General features: G+C 67.0%; 17 protein-coding genes. 7 read left to right on the top strand and 10 right to left on the bottom strand.

The annotated features are described in order from the left end of the window. Window positions 1-93: 93 nt before the first annotated feature. The 3 genes from ACFE77_RS08880 (at window position 94) to ACFE77_RS08870 (ending at window position 5663) form a co-directional block, all read left to right on the top strand. Window positions 94-2421, top strand: a complete 2328-nt coding sequence (locus ACFE77_RS08880; RefSeq protein WP_375421275.1) for a TonB-dependent receptor domain-containing protein — start codon at window positions 94-96, stop codon at window positions 2419-2421. Between the two features lie 102 nt (window positions 2422-2523). Continuing rightward, window positions 2524-5337: a M16 family metallopeptidase gene (locus tag ACFE77_RS08875; RefSeq protein WP_375421274.1), complete on the top strand. Its 2814-nt coding sequence runs from the start codon at window positions 2524-2526 to the stop codon at window positions 5335-5337. A 26-nt stretch (window positions 5338-5363) separates the two neighbouring features. Continuing rightward, window positions 5364-5663 carry a hypothetical protein gene (locus ACFE77_RS08870; protein ID WP_331042101.1) on the top strand — a complete coding sequence of 100 codons (300 nt, stop codon included), beginning with the start codon at window positions 5364-5366 and terminating at the stop codon, window positions 5661-5663. Window positions 5664-5963: 300 nt separating this feature from the next. Here ACFE77_RS08870 and ACFE77_RS08865 read toward each other — a convergent pair whose 3' ends face one another. The 3 genes from ACFE77_RS08865 to ACFE77_RS08855 are packed head-to-tail and all read right to left on the bottom strand — an operon-like array spanning window position 5964 to window position 8746. After that, window positions 5964-7019, bottom strand: a complete 1056-nt coding sequence (locus ACFE77_RS08865) for a 5-(carboxyamino)imidazole ribonucleotide synthase (RefSeq protein ID WP_375421273.1) — start codon at window positions 7017-7019, stop codon at window positions 5964-5966. Beyond that, window positions 7016-7498 carry a 5-(carboxyamino)imidazole ribonucleotide mutase gene (purE, locus tag ACFE77_RS08860; protein ID WP_375421272.1) on the bottom strand — a complete coding sequence of 161 codons (483 nt, stop codon included), beginning with the start codon at window positions 7496-7498 and terminating at the stop codon, window positions 7016-7018. The genes ACFE77_RS08865 and purE overlap by 4 nt, the downstream gene beginning before the upstream one ends. 51 nt (window positions 7499-7549) lie before the next feature. Next, complete coding sequence (locus tag ACFE77_RS08855) at window positions 7550-8746, bottom strand: thiolase family protein (RefSeq protein WP_375421271.1); 1197 nt, start codon at window positions 8744-8746, stop codon at window positions 7550-7552. A 121-nt stretch (window positions 8747-8867) separates the two neighbouring features. Between ACFE77_RS08855 and ACFE77_RS08850 the strand changes: the two genes are divergently transcribed. After that, window positions 8868-9647, top strand: coding sequence for an enoyl-CoA hydratase/isomerase family protein (locus tag ACFE77_RS08850; protein WP_375421270.1), 780 nt, complete (start codon window positions 8868-8870; stop codon window positions 9645-9647). A gap of 296 nt (window positions 9648-9943) precedes the next feature. Here ACFE77_RS08850 and gorA read toward each other — a convergent pair whose 3' ends face one another. Together gorA and pgi are read right to left on the bottom strand one after the other, a co-directional pair. After that, complete coding sequence (gorA, locus tag ACFE77_RS08845) at window positions 9944-11293, bottom strand: glutathione-disulfide reductase (protein WP_375421269.1); 1350 nt, start codon at window positions 11291-11293, stop codon at window positions 9944-9946. A gap of 81 nt (window positions 11294-11374) precedes the next feature. Then, a complete protein-coding gene (pgi, locus tag ACFE77_RS08840; RefSeq protein ID WP_375421268.1) occupies window positions 11375-12862 on the bottom strand; it encodes a glucose-6-phosphate isomerase in 1488 nt (495 codons plus the stop codon). 151 nt (window positions 12863-13013) lie between these two features. On the opposite strand from pgi, the gene lepB reads away from it, so the two are divergent. Together lepB and rnc are read left to right on the top strand one after the other, a co-directional pair. After that, window positions 13014-13817 (top strand): signal peptidase I, encoded by an 804-nt coding sequence (gene lepB / locus ACFE77_RS08835; protein ID WP_375421267.1) that lies wholly within the window; start codon window positions 13014-13016, stop codon window positions 13815-13817. Continuing rightward, window positions 13814-14482: a ribonuclease III gene (gene rnc, locus ACFE77_RS08830; RefSeq protein WP_375421286.1), complete on the top strand. Its 669-nt coding sequence runs from the start codon at window positions 13814-13816 to the stop codon at window positions 14480-14482. The genes lepB and rnc overlap by 4 nt, the downstream gene beginning before the upstream one ends. A gap of 102 nt (window positions 14483-14584) precedes the next feature. On the opposite strand, the gene ACFE77_RS08825 is transcribed toward rnc, so the two are convergent. The 4 genes from ACFE77_RS08825 to ACFE77_RS08810 form a co-directional block, all read right to left on the bottom strand. Further along, window positions 14585-16186: a cisplatin damage response ATP-dependent DNA ligase gene (locus ACFE77_RS08825; protein ID WP_375421266.1), complete on the bottom strand. Its 1602-nt coding sequence runs from the start codon at window positions 16184-16186 to the stop codon at window positions 14585-14587. 56 nt (window positions 16187-16242) lie between these two features. Then, window positions 16243-16734 (bottom strand): Dps family protein, encoded by a 492-nt coding sequence (locus ACFE77_RS08820; protein WP_375421265.1) that lies wholly within the window; start codon window positions 16732-16734, stop codon window positions 16243-16245. Window positions 16735-16915: 181 nt separating this feature from the next. Continuing rightward, window positions 16916-17482, bottom strand: coding sequence for a TMEM165/GDT1 family protein (locus tag ACFE77_RS08815; protein WP_375421264.1), 567 nt, complete (start codon window positions 17480-17482; stop codon window positions 16916-16918). Window position 17483: 1 nt separating this feature from the next. After that, on the bottom strand, window positions 17484-17804 hold the full coding sequence (locus ACFE77_RS08810) for a hypothetical protein (RefSeq protein WP_375421263.1): 321 nt from the start codon (window positions 17802-17804) through the stop codon (window positions 17484-17486). 164 nt (window positions 17805-17968) lie between these two features. Between ACFE77_RS08810 and rpmG the strand changes: the two genes are divergently transcribed. Continuing rightward, the gene (gene rpmG, locus ACFE77_RS08805; protein WP_375421262.1) at window positions 17969-18136 is read left to right on the top strand and encodes a 50S ribosomal protein L33; all 168 of its coding nucleotides are present in this window, start codon (window positions 17969-17971) and stop codon (window positions 18134-18136) included. 501 nt (window positions 18137-18637) lie between these two features. Here the strand turns inward: rpmG and ACFE77_RS08800 are convergent. Beyond that, window positions 18638-19000, bottom strand: coding sequence for a response regulator (locus ACFE77_RS08800; protein WP_375421261.1), 363 nt, complete (start codon window positions 18998-19000; stop codon window positions 18638-18640). Window positions 19001-19002 lie beyond the last annotated feature (2 nt).

Genomic DNA, 19002 nt, shown 5'->3' with positions numbered 1-19002 from the left:
TGACGCCGAGCCGACACGTATCTTGCGCAAGCCTGCAATATTCGCCGCCTACGCGCGGTTCTCTGAAGCAGTTCAGCTTCGAAGGGGATCACCATGCTTCGCCATCTCGCACCCAGCCTGCTCGCGGGCGCCGCGCTGCTTTGGCCGCTCGCCGCCGCAGCGACCGATCTGCCGCGCGACGCCGTGTCCGCCACCTCGGCCGCCGAACCGGAGCCGACCGCCGAGCCCGATCCCGACCAGAGCGACATCATCGTCACCGGCCGCGGTCAGACCCGCCAGGTCCAAGAATTGCGCGCCGCCGACATCGCGATCCTCACCCCCGGCACCAGCCCGCTGAAAGCGATCGAGAAACTGCCGAGCGTCAACTTCCAATCGGCGGACGCGTTCGGTGCGTATGAATGGGCGCAGCGGGTCTCGATCCGCGGCTTCAACCAAAACCAGATCGGCTTCACGCTCGACGGTATCCCGTTGGGCGATGGCAGCTACGGCAACACCAATGGCCTGCACATCAGCCGCGCGATCAGTTCGGAGAATATCGGTCGAACCGTGGTCAGCCAGGGCGCTGGCGCGATCGGGTCGCAGGCGACCAACAACCTCGGCGGGACGATCGAGTTCTTCTCGTCCGATCCGGCGCCGGTGTTCGGGCTGACGCTCAACGGCACCTATGGCAGCCAGAACACCGTCCGTGCGTTCGGCCGGCTCGACACCGGTGTGCTCGGCGACAACGGACCGAGCGCCTATGTGTCCTACGGCTATCTCGATACCGAAAAGTGGAAGGGCTTCGGCTCGCAGCGCCAGAACCAGGTCAACGCCAAGTTCATCGCGCCGCTCGGCTACGACGTCCAGCTCGTCGGCACGTTCGACTTCTCCGACCGGCGCGAAAACGATTATCAGGACATGTCGCTCGGGATGATCGGTCGGCTGGGCTATCGCTGGGACAATATCTCCAACGACTTCCCGCTCGCGGTGCGGGTCGCCGACGTCGGCGCCAACACCGGCTACACCGGCGCACCCAGGCTGAACCCCGCCGCGGGCACTACCTATCCGGCGCCCTTCGCCAATGCCGACGATGCCTATTACGACGCGGCCGGGCTGCGCACCGATTACCTCGCCTCGATTGGGGTCGAGACCGAGGCGGGCGCGCCGGTCCGGGCGATGCTGAAGGGCTATTATCACGACAATCGCGGGCAGGGGATCTGGTACACGCCCTATGTGCCGTCGCCCTCCGGCGTGCCGATCTCGATCCGCACCACCGAATACGGCATCCACCGCAAGGGCGCGTTCGGCGCGGTCGGCGGCTCGCTCGGCGCGTTCGGCGACCTGACCGTCGGCGGCTGGTACGAGGACAACGATTTCCGCCAGGCACGGCGTTTCTACGGGCTCGACAGCCGCACCGTGCGGACCCGCGAGCCGCTCGAGTTCCAGCGCAACGCCTTCGCGACGCAGTGGGACTTCAACTACACGACGGAGACCGTCCAATATCATGTCGAGGATCGCATCCCGATCGGGGCGCTGACCGTGAACCTCGGCTGGAAGGGCTATGACGTCCGCAACACCGCCGACCCGATCACGCGCGGCAGCCTCGCGGCGGGCAAGATCAAGGTGACCGACTGGTTCCAGCCGCACGCCGGCGCGACCTATGCGGTCAACGACGATGCCGAGCTGTTCGCGGGCTTCACCCAGGTGACCCGCGCCTTCGCCTCCTCGGCGACGAGTGGCCCGTTCGCGACCACCCAGGCCGGGTTCGACGCGTTGCTGAACGGCGCCACCGAACTGAAGCCGGAGGAATCGGACACCTACGAGCTCGGCGCGCGCATCAAGGGCCGCGGGTTCAACGCGTCGCTGGCGGGCTATTATGTCGATTTCCGCAACCGGCTGCTCGGCGTCACCACCAGCGCCGGGATCGTCGGCAACCCGGCGATCCTGCAGAATGTCGGTGGCGTCCGCTCCTATGGCGCCGAGGCGACCGCGGAATGGAAGGTCGGTGGCGGCTTCGGCGTATTCGCGTCGTACAGCTACAACGACTCCACCTATCGCGACAATGTGGTGACCGCGACGGGGACGGTGCCGATCAAGGACAAGACCGTGGTCGATTCGCCGCGACACCTGGCCAAGGGCGAGCTCACCTATGACGACACCCGCTTCTTCGCGCGGGCTGGCGCCAACTATATGAGCAAGCGGTTCTTCACCTACACCAACGACCAGTCGGTGCCGGGGCGGGTGCTGGTCGACGCCACGATCGGTGCGCGGGTGACGCTCGGCGAGCGCAAGGTCGAGCTGCAGCTCAACGCGGTCAACCTGCTCGACAAGGACTATGTCGCGACGATCGGATCGAACGGCTTCGGCAATTCGGGCGACAACCAGACGCTGCTGATCGGCGCCCCGCGGCAGGTGTTCGCCACGCTGAAGACGGCGTTCTAGATCGCCGAACCCGACCGCGCGCAACGCCTTGGGGTATATACCTATGTTGCCGCGGTCGGGGTAAGTGCTATGCTCGCCTAAGACAGGTCTGGAGCGTAGCCGATGAAGTTCAAGTCACGGGTGTTGTTGAGCGTCGCGATCGGTGCACTAGCCGTGCCGGCGGGTGCGCAGATTAAGGCGGCGCCGGTCGCCAGCCTCGTTAAAGCGGTCGACATCCCGTACCAGACCTTCACGCTCGCGAACGGGCTGCGTGTCGTTGTCCACACCGATCGCAAGGCGCCCGTCGTAGCGGTCAGCGTTTGGTACGACGTTGGTTCCAAGCATGAGCCGAAGGGCGTGACCGGCTTCGCGCATCTGTTCGAACATCTGATGTTCAACGGCAGCGAGAATGCGCCGGGCGATTTCTTCGAACCGCTGAAGCAGGTCGGCGCGACCGATTTCAACGGCACCACCTATTTCGATCGCACCAATTACTTCGAAACCGTGCCCACCGCGGCCTTGCCGCGCGCACTGTTCCTCGAAAGCGACCGGATGGGCTATCTCAACGGCGCGATTACCCAGGCCCTGCTCGACGAGCAGCGCGGCGTCGTCCAGAACGAGAAACGGCAGGGCGACAACCAGCCTTATGGCTTGCTCGGCTATCGCATCACCGAGGGACTGTTCCCGGCCGGCCACCCCTATGCGCACGATACGATCGGATCGATGGAGGACCTCGACGCCGCCACCGTGACCACGGTGAAGGCATGGTTCCGCGATCATTATGGCCCCAACAACGCGGTGCTGGTGCTCGCCGGCGATATCGACGTCGCGACCGCGAAGCCGATGGTCGAAAAGTATTTCGGCGCGATCAAGGCGGGGCCGAAGTCCGCCTTGCCCGTCGCGCCGGTCACCACGCTGGCCGCGCCGGTCGTGGAAACGATCAAGGACCGGGTCGCCGCGGTCGCGCTGACCCGCAACTGGGCGGTGCCTGGGCTCAACGATCCCGACTCCCCGGCGCTGGACGTCGCCGCGGCGGTGCTCGGCGGGTTGTCGTCGTCGCGCACCAACAACCAGCTGGTCCGCAAGGAAAAGCTGTTCACGCAGATCTCCGTCGATAATTCCGCTTTCGCGCAGGTCGGCACCTTCAACATCTTTGGCTTGGTGCGGCCGGGCGTCGATCCGGCGCTCGCCGGCAAGCGCCTGGACGAGGTGGTCGCCGAGTTCCTCAAGACCGGGCCGACCGCGGACGAGGTGTCGCGCGTGGTGACATCGACGGTCGCGCGGCGCATCCGCGGACTCGAATCGGTCGGCGGCTTCGGCGGCAAGGCGGTCGCGCTCGCGGAAGGGGCGCTCTATTCGAACGATCCCGGCTTCTACAAGAAACAGCTCGCGGCGCTCGCGGCGCAGACCCCGGCGACCGTGAAGGCGGCGGCCGACAAATGGCTGTCGCGCCCGGTACTCACGGTCAACGTCGTTGCGGGGCCGCGCGATGCCTATGCCGAGGCACAGGTGCCGCCCGCGGTGGCGGTCAAGCCCGCGCCCGAAACCCCGTTCAAGGGTACGCGCGGCGCGATGCCCGCGGTCGGCGATGTCGCGGGGCTGACCTTCCCCGCGGTGAGCCGCACCCGCCTGCCGAACGGCATCGAGCTGGTCTATGCGCAGCGTAGCGCGGTGCCCGTCACCCAGGCGGTGATCAGCTTCGACGCCGGCCGCGCCGCCGATCCGGCGGACCGGCTCGGCACCCAGCAGCTGACCCTCGACATGCTCGACGAGGGCACCAAGACGCTCGATTCGATCGCCTTTGCCGAGGCCAAGGAGCGCCTCGGCGCACAGATCGGCACCGGGGCAACGGCTGACCGCACCAGCGTCTCGCTGGTCGTACCCAGCGCCAACCTGACCCCGGCGCTCGACCTGCTCGCCGACGTCACCCGCAACCCCGCTTTCGCCGAGACCGAGGTGGCGCGGCTCAAGAACCAGCAACTCGCGCAGATCGCGCAGGAACTGACCGACCCGCAGGGCCTCGCGCAGCGCGTGCTGCCGGCCTACCTCTTCGGCGGCACGTCGCCCTATGGCCGCCCCGGCGGCAGTGGCGATCCCAAGGTCGTGGCGGCGCTGGCGCGGGGCGACCTCATCGCGTTCCAGCAAGCCTGGCTACGTCCCGACAAGGCCAAGATTTTCGTCGTCAGCGATCGTCCGCTGGCCGAGATCAGCGCCGCAATGGCCGCGCGGTTCGGCGACTGGAAGGCGGCGGGTGCAGCCGGCACCAAGGCCTTCCCCACCAGCGTGCCCGCAGCCGGGCCCGCGAAGATCGTCCTCGTCGATCGTCCGGACAGCCCGCAATCGCTGATCGCGGCGGCGCTGCCGACCCGCTTAAAGGGCACGGAGGAACTGTTGCCGCTGATCGCCGCCAACGACGCGCTCGGCGGCAGCTTCCTTGGCCGGCTCAACATGAACCTGCGCGAGGACAAACATTGGTCGTACGGGGTCGGTGGCGGCTTCAGCCGCAACGAATTCGCCGCGCCCTATTCGGTCTCCGCCCCGGTCCAGGCTGACCAGACCGGTCCCTCGGTCGCGGCGCTGCGCCAGGACATCACCGACTTCGTCACCACGAAGCCGATGACCCAGCCCGAGTTCGATCGCGCGATCAACGGCGCGGTGCGCGCGATGTCGGGGCAGTTCGAGACGTCGGGCGCGGTGCTGACCGCGATGCAGACCAACGACCTGTTCCGCCGGCCGGACGACTATTACGCGACGATCACCCAGCGCTATCGCGCGCTGACTCTGCCGCAGTTGCGCAGCGATATCGCCAAGGCGCTGGATCCGGCGGCGATCACATGGGTTGTCATCGGTGACGCCGGGAAGGTCAGGCCGCAGCTTGACAGGGTCGGCCTCCCGGTCGAGGTCGTTCCCGCGGCGTCGGTCACCGGCGCCCGATAAATTCAAGATCCACGAAGGAGAATATGATGGCCGATGTCGATGGCAGCTGGGATTGCACCGTCAAATCGCCGCTGGGCGACCAGAAGATGACCGTCGTGGTCAAAACCGAGGGCAATGCCTGGAACGGCACCGTCTCCGGCGCGATGGGCTCGAGCGATCTCAGCGGCGAGGCCGACGGCAACACCATCAGCTGGAAGCAGCAGATGACCGTGCCGATGCCGATGACGCTGGACTGCAAGGCCACTGCAGAAGGCGACACGCTGACCGGCACCGTCGGCGCCGGCGCCTTCGGCAGCTTCCCGCTGTCGGGGACGCGCACCGCCTGATCGGTCACGTGATGCATGCGAGGGCTCGCTTCCGGTGACGGCGGCGGGCCTTCGTCGCGTCAGATGATTGTGACACCCACCCACGAGTGCGAGATACCACCCCGGCGAAGGCCGGGGCCCAGGTGGGAAGGCAGATGTAACGGAGCTCCGCCAGTCGTCACAATCGTCTCCTACCTGGGCCCCGGCCTTCGCCGGGGTGGTGAAGAAGGCGGTGAGGGGTGACGAAGAAGATGCGTTAGGTAGCTGGTAACCGTGAGGCGGATGGTGCGGGTCGTTAAGCGAGAACCTAGCGCCGTCCCCCTACCGCACCACCCGCGTAACATGCCCCATTTTGCGCCCCGCTCGCGCCGCGCCCTTGCCGTACAGGTGCAGATGCGCGCCCGGCTCGGTCAGCACCGATTGCCACGCATCCTCGCCGATCAGGTTCTTCAGCGTCACCCGGCTGCCCGTCAGCGTGGTGCTGCCCAGCGGCAGGCCGCAGATCGCGCGGATATGGTTCTCGAATTGCGAGGTTTCCGCGCCCTCGATCGTCCAGTGCCCCGAATTGTGCACTCGCGGTGCCATTTCGTTGAACACCGGGCCATCGGCGCCGACGAAGAACTCGCAGGCCAGCACACCGACATAATCGAGCTGCTCGGCGATGCGCAGCGCCAGCGCGGTCGCCTCCTCGGCCTGATCGATCACCTCGCGTGGCGACGGCAGCGTCGACGTGCGCAGGATCGCGTCTACGTGGACGTTGTGCGGTGGATCATAGCGCACGCACTCGCCGTCCTCGCCGCGCGCGATCAGGATCGAGAATTCGTGGCTGAACGGCACGAACGCCTCGAGGATCGCGGGCCCGCCGATCGTCTCCCATGCGGCGTCGAGGTCGGCCGGCGTGTCGAGCTTGACCTGTCCCTTGCCGTCATAGCCGAACCGGGCGGTCTTGAGCACCGCGGGCGTGCCGACCGTCGCGATCGCGGCCGCAAGCGTCTCGCGGCTGTCCACCGCGGCCCAGCGCGCCGGACGGCCGCCGACCGACTCGACGAAGCGCTTCTCGGCGATCCGTTCCTGCGCCACCGCTAACGCGCGCGGGTGGGGGTGGACCGGCACCCGCGCCGCGAGCCACTCGACCGGTACCAACGCGATATTCTCGAATTCGTAGGTGACGACGTCGCACGATGCCGCGAAATCGGCGAGCACGATGCGATTGTGATAGTCGGCGCGGGTCAGGCTCGACGCGGTCTGCGCGGCGACGCTCTCGCGGTCGGGGGCCAGCACATGCGTCCGGTAGCCGAGTTGCGCGGCGGCGACCGCGAGCATCCGGCCGAGCTGGCCACCGCCGAGGATGCCGATCGTCGCGCCGGGCAGGATCATGCCGGGTCGGTCGCCACGGCCTCGGTCTGCGCGGTGCGCCACGCGACGAGGCGGTCGGCAAGCACTGGGTCGGCCGTGGCGAGGATCGCGGCGGCGAGCAGCCCCGCATTCGTCGCGCCCGCCTTGCCGATCGCCAGCGTGCCGACCGGGATGCCGGCGGGCATCTGCACGATCGACAACAGGCTGTCGCGGCCCTTCAGTGCCTTGGATTCGACCGGCACCCCGAGCACCGGCAGATGCGTCAGCGCGGCGACCATGCCCGGCAGATGCGCGGCGCCGCCAGCGCCCGCGATCACGACCTTCAGCCCACGGTCCGCCGCGGTCTTCGCATAGTCGTAGAGCCGGTCGGGGGTGCGATGCGCCGACACCACCCGCGTCTCATGCGCGACGCCGAGTTCGGTGAGGATGTCCGCGGCGCGCGTCATCGTCTCCCAATCGGAAGTGGAGCCCATGATGATGCCGACGAGCGGTTGCGCCATCGGCCGCGGTTAGCGGGGAGGCCGGGTGGCGGCAAGCCCCGCCGTGCCGCCTCACACGATCTCGAACAGCCCCGCCGCGCCCATGCCGCCCGCGGTGCACATCGTCACTACGACGTAGCGCACCCCGCGCTTGCGCCCTTCGATCAGCGCATGGCCGACCAGCCGGCTGCCGGTCATGCCGAACGGATGCCCGACCGCGATCGCGCCGCCGTTGACGTTGTACTTCTCCGGATCGATGCCGAGAAAATCGCGGCAGTACAGGCATTGCGACGCGAACGCCTCGTTCAGCTCCCACAAGCCGATATCCGCGACCGACAGCCCGGCACGCTCGAGCAGCTTGGGCACCGCGAAGATCGGGCCGATACCCATCTCCTCGGGTCCGCAGCCCGCCGCTTGAAAGCCGCGATAGAGGCCCAGGATCTCCTTGCCCTCTGCGACGGCGGTGTCGCGGTCCATCAGGATCTGCGCCGATGCGCCGTCGGATAATTGGCTGGCGTTGCCCGCGGTGACGTTGCCGCCGGGCCCCGAAAACGCACCGCCCGGCCACACCGTCTTCAGGCCCGCGAGCCCCTCCGCGGTCGTCCCCGCGCGGATCCCCTCGTCCTGGGTTACCGTGACGCTCTCGGTGCCGGTGCGATTGCCTTCCTTGTCGAACAGCGCCTTTTCGACCGTGATCGGCGCGATCTCCTCGGCAAAGGCGCCCTTGGCGATCCCCTCGGCGGCGCGCTGCTGGCTCATCGCGGCATAGGCGTCCTGCGCCGCGCGCGTGATGCCGTAGCGTTCGGCGACGATCTCCGCAGTTTCGATCATCGGGATATAGGCGGTGGGTTCCTTGTCGGTGACGCTCTGGTTGACGAAGCGCGGCGCGTCCTTGTTCACGGTGTAGCTGATCGATTCCATGCCGCCGGCGAGCGCGACTTCGGCCTCGCCGCAGATGATCGTCCGCGCCGCCATCGCCACCGCGGTCAGGCCCGATCCGCATTTCCGATCGAGCGTGAACGCCGGCACGCTGCGCGGCAGCCCGCCCGCGAACACCGCCATTCGCCCGGCATTGCCGCCCTGCGTGCCCCATTGATTGCCGACCCCCCAGAAGATCTCGTCGATCCGGGCTGGGTCGACGCCGGCACGCTCGACCGCGGCGTTCATGACGTGGCCGGCGAGCGCCGGCGCCTCGGTCGCGTTGAAATAGCCGCGATAGGCTTTGCCGATACCGGTACGGGCGGTGGAGACGATCGCTGCTTCGCGCATGAAGAACCTTTCGAAGATCGGGTGTGGTCGATTAGCCCATTCTCGTGCGCTCCGCTACGGCGATCCTTGGCAAGATCGGCGATGCGCGGCAAAGCCGCAGGGCAATGACGGGACACAGGCGATGAACGACGACAAGGCAGTGATCACCGAGCGGGACGGCCATGTCGCGATCGTCACCTTCGCGCGACCGCCGCACAATTTTGCGGATCTGGCGCTGATCGAGTCGATCGGCGCGGCATTCGACGCCGCCGACGCCGACCGTGACGTGCGCGCGATCCTGTTGCGCTCCGAGGGCCGGATTTTCTGCGCCGGCGCCGATCTCGCCAACGCCAATCCGGTGGCGGAGGACCGGCCTGCGGGCGAGCGCAACCCGTTCTACGTCGCCGCCGCCCGGCTGTTCGCGGTGCGCAAGCCGGTGGTCGCCGCGATCCAGGGTTCGGCGGTCGGCGCGGGGTTGGGCCTGGCGCTGGTCGCGGACTTCCGCATCGCGGCGCCCGAGGCGCGGTTCGTGGCCAATTTCGTGCAGCTCGGCTTTCATCCGGGGTTCGGCATCTCGGCGGTGCTCGAACGCGTCGTCGGGCGCCAGCGCGCGTTGCTGATGACGCTCACCGGGCGACGGATCCGGGCGGAGCAGGCGGGCGAGTGGGGGCTGGCTGATCTCGTCGTGCCCGCCGACCGACTACGCGCCGAAGCGCTGTCGCTGGCGCAGGAGATCGCCGCCGGGGCGCCGCTGGCGGTGCAATCGACCCGCGCGACGATGCGGGGCGATCTGGCGGCGCTGGTCGTCACGCAGACCGATCACGAGCTGGCGGAACAGGCATGGCTGCAGAAGACCGCCGACTTCGCCGAAGGCGTGCGTGCGGTGAACGAGCGGCGACCGGGCGTGTTCAGGGGAGAGTAGGAGATGCCTTGTAGGTACGTCTGATACCCGGCACTTCTTCTACCCGATCGCTTCTACCACCCCGGCGAAGGCCGGGGCCCAGGTGGGAGGCAGAAGTAACGCAGCGTTGGCCGTCACCACGATCGTCTTCGACCTAGGCCCCGGCCTTCGCCGGGGAGGCGTCAACGGTTGTGGAGTGGTGTCAACGGTTGGGGCAGAAGCCCCGCCTCTCTAACTCGTATCCCCGCGAAGGCGGGGATCCAGTACTGGGCTCCCGCCTTCGCGAGAGCACAAGCTTGGGTGGTGCTCGGCCAACCTCACCGCATCAACACCAACTCCTCCGCCATCGTCGGGTGCAGCGCGACCGTCTCGTCGAACTGGTCCTTCGTCAGCCCCGCCTTCACCGCGATCGCCGCTGCCTGGAGGATCTCGGGTACGTCGGGTCCGATCATGTGCAGCCCGACGATCTTGCCCGTCTCGCCGTCGCAGATCATCTTGTAGAGCGCGCGTTCGTTGCGGTTCGCGAGCACGTTCTTCATCGGCCGGAAATCCGACGAATAGACCCGGATCGACCCAAGCGTCTGCTTGGCTTCGCTCTCGGTCAGCCCCACCCCGGCGAGCGGCGGGTGGCTGAACACCGCGCTCGGGATGTTGGTGTAATCGACCCGCGTCGGCTTGTTGCCATACATGGTGTCGGCGAACGCCTGGCCCTCGCGGATCGCGATCGGGGTCAACTGGACGCGATTGGTCACATCACCGATCGCATAGATGCTGGGGCAGGTGGAGCGATTGTCCTCATCGACGACGATCGCGCCCTTGTCGTCGAGCTCGATCCCTGCGGCGTCGAGTCCGAGCGACCCCGTGTTCGGCACCCGCCCGGTGGCGAACATCACGAGATCGACGGTGACCGGATCGTGATTCGCCATGCTCACCGTCAGGCAGCCGTCCTCGTTCTTCTCGATTCCTTGAAACGCGGCATCGAAGCGGAACTCGAGCCCCTTCATCAGCGAGATCTGCAGCAGCCGGTCGCGGATCGACAGATCATAGCCGCGCAGGATGTCCTGCGTCCGGTTCATGATGATGACGTGCGCGCCGAGTTGGTGGAAGATGCCCGCAAATTCGTTGGCGATGTAGCCCGCGCCCGCGATCAGCACACGCTTGGGGATGGCGTCCAAGTGGAACGCTTCGTTCGAGGTAATGCCGTGTTCGTTGCCAGGGCAGTCGGGTACCGCCGGGTGCGCACCGACCGCGATCAGGATGCGCTCGGCGGTCTTGACCGTGCCGTCGGCGAGCGTGACCTGGTTGGCGCCGGTGACGGTTGCGCGGCTGTGGATGATCTCGACGCCGTGGCTTTCCAACGTCTTGGTATAGGCGCCGTTGATCCGATCGACCTCTTCCAACACGTTGTCGCGCAGCGTCGGCCAGCTGAACTCGCACTGGTCGGGCACCTGCCAGCCGAAGCGCTTGGCATCGGCAAGATCCTCGGCGAAATGCGCGCCGTAGACGAGCAGTTTCTTGGGCACGCAGCCGCGGATCACGCAGGTGCCGCCGACCCGGTACTCCTCCGCAACCGCGACGCGCGCACCATGCGCCGCAGCGACCCGCGATGCCCGGGTTCCGCCCGATCCGGCGCCGATGACGAATAGGTCGTAGTCGTAGTCCGCCAAGGCGAGATCCTTCGTTGCGCGTCGTTGTCGACCGCCAAGTGGGGCAGCTTCAGCTTGCGGGCAAGGCTCGGCCCGACCGCTCTACGCGAAGGCGCGGCGGATCAGGTCGGTGGTCGAGGGATCGAAATCGCCCCCGCCCTTGGCGGCTTCCTTGGCCATTTCCTTGCCGAGCTCGACCCCGAACTGGTCGAACGAGTTGATCCCCAGCAGCACGCCGTTCACGAACACGCGATGTTCGTAGAAGGCGATGAGCGCGCCCAGCGTGCGCGGATCGAGCTGGTCGAGCAGCAGCGTCGACGACGGCCGATCGCCGGAATAGCTGCGCGCGGGATCGTCGACCTGCTTGCCCTTCATCAGCGCCGCGCCCTGCGCGAAGGCGTTTAGCAACAGCTGGCGGTGATGATCCTCGTTGAGCGTATCGAACTGTTCGATCACCGCGATGAATTCGACCGGCACCAGATGCGTGCCCTGGTGGAGCAGCTGGAACACCGCATGCTGCGCATCGGTGCCGACCCCGCCCCAGGTGATTGCCGCGGTCGGACGGCCGACCGGCTGGCCGTCGACCCGCACGCTCTTGCCATTCGATTCCATCTCCAGCTGCTGGAGATAACTCGGCAACAGCCGCAACCGTTCGTCATAGGCGAACGGCGCGCGCGTCTCGGCGCCGCGGACCTGGGTGTAGTAGAGATCGGCGAAGGCGGCGATCGCGGGTGCGTTCTGGTGCAGCGGCGCGAGACGGAAATGGCGGTCCATCTCGGCCGCGCCTTCCAGCAGTTCCTCGAACGCCCCCCAGCCGAGCCCGATCGCGGCGGGGAAGCCGATCGACGACCATAGTGAATACCGCCCGCCGACACCTTCGGAGAAGGGCAGCACGCGGGTCTCGTCGACGCCCCATTCGACCGCCTTGTCGGGCGCGGCGGTAAGCGCGATCACCCGGCCATACGGATCCTCGACGCCGTGCTCGGTCATCCAGCCGAGGACCGAGTCGGCGTTGAGCATCGTCTCGGTGGTGGTGAAGGTCTTCGATGCGATCACGAGCAGCGTCGCCGCGGGATCGAACCGATCGAACACGTCCTCCAGCGCGGTGCCGTCGACATTAGAGACGATCGCGACGTCGTAGCGCTTGTCCTCGCGCCCGAGCGCATCGATCAGCAGATGCGGCCCGAGTGCGGAGCCGCCGATCCCGACATGGAGGACGTGGCGAACCTCACCCAGCGCGCCGCCCTCGATCGCGTCGATCAGCGTGCGCATCCGGGCGTGGAACTGGCGCGCGATCGCGACGCTCTCGGCCTTGCCCTCGCCGCGCTCGGCGGTGTGTTCGACCGGCCGATTTTCGGTGACGTTGACCGCCGCGCCGCCGAACATCGCGTCGCGCTTGCCGGTCAGGTCCTGCGCCTCCGCCAGCGCCGCGAACGCGGTCATTGCCTCGGCGGTCAGGTGGGTCTTCGACCAATCGAAATGAATGCCCGCGACGTCGAGGCTGAACGTCGCCAGGCGATCGGGATCGGCGTCGAACAGGTCGACCAGCTTGGGGGAGGGGAGGGCTTCGATCGTCGACCAGTCGCTCATCGTCGCTTCATCCTAAGGCTGTGTTGGGGTGGCAGGGCGTTTGTATAGGACCCGCCCGTATCGCATGCGCCGATCGCGGCAAGCCCGTTCGTGCGCGTCGGCCTTCTCGGCGCGACTACTCAGGACGAACGGAGACGGTTATGGGTCCGTCATGGCCAAGACAAAGTCCGCTCGCTCGGAAACCAGCGAGACCTTCCGCTTCCTGCTGAAGCTCGCGCTGTTCGTGTTCATCCTGCGTAGCTTCGTGTTCGCGCCGTTCTCGATCCCGAGCGAATCGATGCTGCCGCGGCTGCTGATCGGCGACTATCTCTTCGTGTCGAAGTGGAACTACGGCTATTCGCGCTGGTCGCTGCCCTGGGGATTGCCGCTCATCCCGGGCCGCGTCTTCCCACACGACCCGGTCCGCGGCGACATCGTGGTGTTTCGGTCGATGGGCCCCGACGATCACGACGTGATCAAGCGCGTGATCGGGCTGCCGGGCGATACCGTTCAGGTGACCGGCGGCCAGGTGATGCTCAACGGCAAGCCGATTTCCAAGCTGCGGATCGCCGATTTCACCCTGCCGCTCACCCCCAATTTCGACGCGCGTAAATGCGGTGAGGCGTTTCAGGACGTCGATGCCGCCGGCGCGCCGATCTGCCGCTATCCGCGCTTCCGCGAAACTCTGCCGAACGGCCGCAGCTATGCGGTGATCGATCAGGCGACGATCCCGATGGCCGACGATACCGGCCTCTACACCGTGCCCGCAGGCAACGTGTTCCTGATGGGCGACAATCGCGACGACAGCGCGGACAGTCGCTTCGCCCCCCCGATGGGCATGGGCTACATCCCGATGGAGCGGATCGAGGGCAAGGCGGTGGTCGGCTTCTTCTCGACCGACGGGTCGGCATCGTGGCTGCTGCCCTGGACCTGGTTCAGCGCGGCACGGTGGGAGCGGATCGGAGAAGGGTTCTGAGCGGCGATCTCGCCGGCTGGCTCGCCGCGACGTTCGGCCGCGCGCCGGCGGATGCGGCGCCGTTCGAACGCGCGCTGACGCATGGCAGCCAGGCCGCGGCGAACTACGAGAGGCTCGAATTCCTCGGCGATCGTGTGCTCGGGCTGATCATGGCCGAATGGCTGTGGCAGCTATTCCCGGACGAGCCCGAGGGCCAATTGTCGAAGCGCTTCAACGCGCTGGTCACCGGTCCGGTCTGCGCCGCCATCGCACGTGAATTGGGGGTGCGACCGCACCTGCGGCTCGGCAAGCAGGCGCGCGACGACGGCGCCTCGGAAAGTGACAACGTCCTCGGCGACGTCATGGAGGCGCTGATCGGCGCCTGGTATCTGGAAGCCGGGCTCGATGCCGCGCGCACCTTCGTCCGCGCCGCCTGGGGGGACCGGGTCGCGGCGGGAGCGAAGGCGCCGCAGCATCCGAAGTCGCAGCTCCAGGAATGGGCCGCCGCGAACAACCGGCGCCCGCCGGACTATGTGGTGAGCGACCGTTCCGGCCCGCACCACGCGCCGCGCTTCACGGTAACGGTCTCGATCGGCAAGCTGGCGACCGCAAGCGCCACGGGCGCGAACAAGCAGGAAGCGGAAACCGCCGCGGCGAAGGCGCTGCTGGAGAAGCTGGGCGGGTAGGGCCGTTCCGTGCTCCTGCGAACGCAGGAGCCCAGGGTCACAGGCGCTATTGTTCGTAACACTGGGTTCCTGCGTTCGCAGGAACACGAGCCGACCCATTCCTCAGGTAATCATCCGCATCAGCGTCGCGATCCGATCCGCCTCCGCGGCCGGCTTGTCGAGCCGGATCCGCGCGATCCGGGGGAATCGCATCGCCACGCCCGATTTGTGCCGCTTCGACGCGTGTAGCGAATCAAACGCGATCTCGAGCACCAGCGTCTTCTCCACCTCGCGCACCGGCCCGAACCGGCTGAGCGTATGCCCGCGCACGAACTTGTCGAGCATCCGCAACTCGTCGTCGGTTATCCCCGAATAGGCCTTGCCGACCGGCAGTAACTCGCCCTCTTCGGTCCAGCACCCGAAGGTGTAATCGCTGTAATAGCTCGACCGCCGCCCGGAGCCGCGCTGCGCATACATCATCACGCAGTCGGCGGTCAGCGGATCGCGCTTCCACTTGTACCAGAGTCCGACGCGGCGCCCGGTCACATAGGCCGAGTCGCGCCGCTTCAGCATCACCCCCTCAATACCGGCATCGCGCGCACCCGCCCGGATCGCCTCCAGCGCCGTAAAGTCGGGCGCGTCGATCACCTGGCTGAGATCGAATCGCTCGGGTTCGAGCCGCGGCACGAATGCCTCGAGCCGTGCGCGGCGCTCGGTCCAGCTCAGCCCACGCAGATCCTCGGCGCCGTCGAACAGGATGTCGTAGAGCCGGACGAAGGCGGGATACTCGGCCTGCATCTTCGCCGACACGGTCTTGCGCCCGAGCCGTTGCTGGAGCGCATTGAAGCTCGCCGCGCCGCCATCCGCGCGATCGGCGTCGAGCGTGTGGCCCTGCGCTTCGCCCTTCACCAGCAATTCGCCATCGACCACGCCCGGCGTCGAGAAGGCGGCGGCGACCTCGGGGAAGCTGCCGGTGACGTCGTCGCCGGTCCGGCTGTAGAGCTTGGTGACGCCGGCGACATGGACGATCTGGACGCGAATGCCGTCCCATTTCCATTCCGCGGCATAGTCTGCGAGGTCGACGCGCAGATCCTCCAGCGGATGCGCGAGCATGAACGGGCGGAACACCGGCACGTCCGCGGGGGTCGGCTGCTCGCCCTTTCCCTCCGCCCAGGCGAACAGCGTCGGATAGGGCGGCGCAAGCCCGTGCCACACCTCCTCGACCGCCTCGACGTCGATCCCGAACGCCTGCGCCAGCGCGGTCTTGGCGAGCCGCGCGGACACCCCGATCCGCAGCGCCCCGGTCGCCATCTTGAGCAGCGCGAACCGTTCCTCCGCGTCCGACCGGTCGAGCATCTCCGCCAAAGCAGCGGGCGCGTCGGAACGCGAGAGCGACAATAGCCGATCGACCACCGCGCTGATCGACAGCGGGGACGGATTGACCGGCAGCGCCGGCGCCGGCCACAGCAGCGCAACGGTCTCCGCAGTGTCGCCGACATAGTCGCGGCTCATCCGGAACAGCACCGGATCGACCCGTGCCTCGATCAACGCACGGATCACCGCCGGCTTGACGCCGGGCAGGTCGAGATCGCCGGTCAGCGCCGCCATTGCCCACCCGCGATCGGGATCGGGTGCGGATTGCAGGTAATCGCCGATCAGCTTCAGCTTCGCGTTGCGCGAGCGGGTGTAGATCAGTGAATCGAGAAGCGCGGCGAAGGCGTGCATCGTCAGCTAACGCGCGGCGACGGCGAGGTGCTCCCTGGCCGTCGCGCGCCGATGCGTCAGGCCTTGCGGCTCGCCTCGAACAGGAACCAGGCGCGCTCCTCGGCCTCGTCGGTCCAATCGTCGACGATGCCGCTGGTGGCATTGTCCTTGGCCTCTTCCGCGGCGTCCTTCACCGCACGGAACGCCTCGACCAGCTTCAGATTGTCCTCGCGCAGCTCGGCGAGCATCGCATAGGGATCGACGAAGTCGGCGTCGTTGTCCGCGATCGTCTGGCGCCGCGACACGTCGCCGATCGACCGCAGCGTGAGGTTGCCGGTCTTGCGCACCCGCTCGGCGATTGCATCGGTCACGCCGAGGATCTGAGCCGCCTGATCGTCGAGCATCAGGTGATAGTCGCGGAAATGCGGGCCCGACACGTGCCAGTGGAAATTCTTGGTCTTGAGGTACAGCGCGAAACAATCGGCGAGTGAGGTGTTCAGCGCATCCGCGACCGATTGGGTGTTGCTGAGGCCGGTCGGGGTATCGAGCGCAGGATTGACGGTGGCCATGGGGAACTCCGGATGATTTCGGGGCGAGAACGAACCGCCGCCGGTTTGGCTCCGTCTCTGTCGGGAAAGGGTGCGCCTTTCGATACTAGTTGTGCTCCTGCGAAAGCAGGAGCCCAGAGCTACGAAAGTTGCCCGGGATTGCCCTGGGCTCCTGCGTTCGCAGGAGCACAAGTAAACTGCGTCATCTCAGTCCCATGGCACCCAGTGCGATCGTCAGCCCAACAATCAGGAACAGCATGCCGATCGTGATACGCGCCGCCCGAAGCGGCAAAGCCAACCATCCGCTCTCGCCCAACATCGCCGCGGGAACGATCACCGCGAGCGAGCCGATCGTTGCACCGATCGGCGTCAGCCACGGCATCGTCGACCGCGCCGCGATCGCAAGCACGATGAACGGCAGGCCGCCGCCTACCGCGAGCGCCAGCACCCCGACGAGGCTCGTTGCCGCCGCGCCGAGCTTCCAGCCATCCAGCCGACCCGGCGGCTTGGTTCGAAACAAAGCCCCGCCGCCCTGCACGATCAACGCCAGCGCGAGAAGCAGTTGCCTGGCCTCCGGCGTAAGCCTCGAGGCCATCAGAATACCAGCGACCGTCGCGCCGACCGCTGCGAGCGCAACCGCAAGCGCAGCCGCCACCAGGACGAGCAGGATCTTGCGATACCGATCAGCCAGGATCGCGGCGAGCCACGCGGTGCGATCGCCGACCTGCGCGCAGGCAGCGGCGACCAGCGCCGCCATCAGCGCGTCCATTTTACCCGGCCAGCCGGACCGAACACGCCGCGGCGAACGAATCGCATGCCGCAAGGTCCTGCCGGTCGCTCACCACCGCATCGCGCAACACCGCGAGCCAGCCATGGACCAGCGCGCCATGCTCGCCCCGCGACAGCGCCGAATCGAGGAAATGGGCGACGGTCACCGCCGGGTTAAGCCCCGCACGGTGGGCGATCGCTCTGATCGCATCGACGTCGGGAGCGAGTTCGCAGGCGCGTGAATAAGGCGCTCGGACGTCAATCGCGGCGATCCGCGCCGCCAGATCGGCTTTGACGCTCTCCAAGTCCGCCGCCATCGTCATCACCCGTCTCCACCGCTTCGCACGATGCTGCGCCGCGAGTGGTGAAGACCGGGTTAACCCGACGCCGCGGTTGACTTGCGCGGGATGTTCCGCCATGCGCCGCGGCTGATCGAGCGGTGGCATCCGTGCCGCTGCTCTTCTTCGTATTGCAGGAACACAGGCTCATGGCCAAGCCGACTACCGTCAAGATCAAGCTCGTCAGCTCCGCCGATACCGGCTTCTTCTACGTCACCAAGAAGAACCCGCGGACCAAGACCGAGAAGCTGGTCTTCAAGAAGTACGATCCCGTCGTGCGCAAGCATGTCGAGTTCAAGGAAGCCAAGATCAAGTGATCGCAACGGCGGGGTGATGCCGCCGTCGGACGCTGTCGAACAGGACCGCGAGCATCAGCTCCGCGGTCCTTTCGGCGTTTGGGGCGGCGTAGGTAGAAGAGGGTTCGCGCGGAGCTGCAGAGACGCGGAGGAAGAAGGCTTGGGAGCCTGCCGCGCTGCCGTCTGACACTTGCTCGTGGGCCACCAACTCCGTTCGTCTCGAGTAGGGGTCGAGCTCGTCGAGAGCCCGTATCGAGAGAAATTGCCTCAAGAGAGCACCTCTCGATACGCCGTCTCGACGAGCTCGACGGCTATTCGAGGCGAACGGGTGAGGTTGGCGACCGCCTGCCCTCGGTTGGCGCGATGGGGCGAAGAGGTCGGTTTCACCAGAACTGCACCCAGACTCGCCACTCCGTGCCGCAGGCATCTCTCATTCTTCTCCGCGCCTCCGCGTCTCCGCGCGAACCCACTATTCTTCGCCTTGGCGCCTTCGCGTGAACCCTTCGACGCCCCTGGCGGCGCCTAAAGCAAAGCCCCCACCGCATCCATGAACCGCGCCAGGCTGATCGGCTTGGACACATAGGTGTCCGCCCCCGCCGCACGGATCCGTTCCTCGTCTTCGCGGCCCGCATAGGCGGTGACCGCCATCACCGGGATGCTCTTCAGCGTCGCGTCCGCTTTCAGCTCCAGGATCAGCTCATAGCCGGTCACATGCGGCATCTGGATGTCCATGATGATCAGGTCGGGCTTGAACGCGCGGGCACGTTCCACGGCTTCGCGGCCGTCGCGCACCGGTTCGGCGGTGAATTCATGCGCGCGCAGCAGATCGCAGAACAGCTTGAGATTGAGTTCGTTGTCCTCGACAACGAGCACCCTTTTTGCCAACG

The sequence above is a fragment of the uncultured Sphingomonas sp. genome (assembly GCF_964243315.1).
Taxonomy (GTDB): domain Bacteria; phylum Pseudomonadota; class Alphaproteobacteria; order Sphingomonadales; family Sphingomonadaceae; genus Sphingomonas.
The sequence above is the reverse complement of the archived record's forward strand: the minus strand, read 5'-3'. Positions and strand labels throughout refer to the sequence as shown.